At 46.8% G+C, this 958-nt stretch carries 1 protein-coding gene and 1 pseudogene; both read right to left on the bottom strand.

Features of this window, described 5'->3' with window-relative positions; translation table 11 throughout:
• Positions 1 to 363, bottom strand: a 363-nt coding sequence (locus tag R7E78_RS24910) for a glyceraldehyde 3-phosphate dehydrogenase NAD-binding domain-containing protein (RefSeq protein WP_318058446.1), incomplete at its 3' end; no start/stop codon positions are given.
• Positions 364 to 405: 42 nt separating this feature from the next.
• Positions 406 to 741: pseudogene (locus tag R7E78_RS24905) on the bottom strand (metalloregulator ArsR/SmtB family transcription factor).
• Between the last annotated feature and the right edge of the window lie 217 nt (positions 742 to 958).

Below are 958 nucleotides of genomic sequence, written 5' to 3'. Positions count from 1 at the left end.
TGGTGCGCTAACCACCACTCGCTTCACGCCCTGATCGATATATTGGTCAAGGTACGATGTTTTGCGGTGCACGCCTGTCGCTTCAATCACAACATCACAACCAGACCAATTCACAGCATCGATGTCGCGATGCTGTGTCGTCGCGATGCGCTTGCCATTGATAACGAGTTCATTTCCCTCAACCTGCACTTCATGGTGCCAACGGCCTTGAACAGAGTCGAACTCTAATAAGTGGCCCAACGTTGCTGCATCGCCCGCAACATCATTGATTTGCACAAATTCCAATTCTGGCCAATCGAATGCCGCGCGCAGCGCCAAACGTCCAATGCGCCCAAACCCGTTAATCCCTACTTTAATCGTCATAGTCTTACCCTTTAATCTTCAACCTTGAATCTTTGTTCGCTGTTAACAGCAAGCCTCACGACTTTTATCGTGCAAGCGTGTAATGTCGTCTTGGTATTCTTGCTTCAATCAATTCGATGCTACTAAGTCTTCAATCAACTTGCGCATCCATCCTGGCAATTGCTGCGATAACTCGTAGTACCCCCATTGTCCCTGACGCTTATCGACTAAAATGCCACTCGATCTTAACTGAGCAAGATGACGAGAAACTTTCGGCTGACTCTCTTGCAATGCAAACGCCAAATCACCTACGCAAATTTCTCCTTCGCGGGCCACCAGCATTAAGCAGCGCACACGAGTCTCGTCAGATAAAAGCTTGAAAAACTGATGTGGAAGCATAGTTAACATACCTATATATGGATATGCGTATATGTTTATTTAATTGTGCCAAAGAGTAAAGAGCCACACCCTTGCCTTCATAAAAGTTTCATACTAATAGAGAGAATTAGACCGCGACGACGCTTTGGCTCCAGCGAACCGCTTCACTTAACGAGGCTTTGACTTCATCAAATGACAAACCCAACTGACCCGAGAGCTTTTCGACGCCATGCCAATC

Source organism: Vibrio sp. YT-19(2023) (assembly GCF_033337395.1).
Note: the sequence above shows the minus strand (reverse complement) of the source record. Positions and strands in the feature narration are given on the sequence as shown.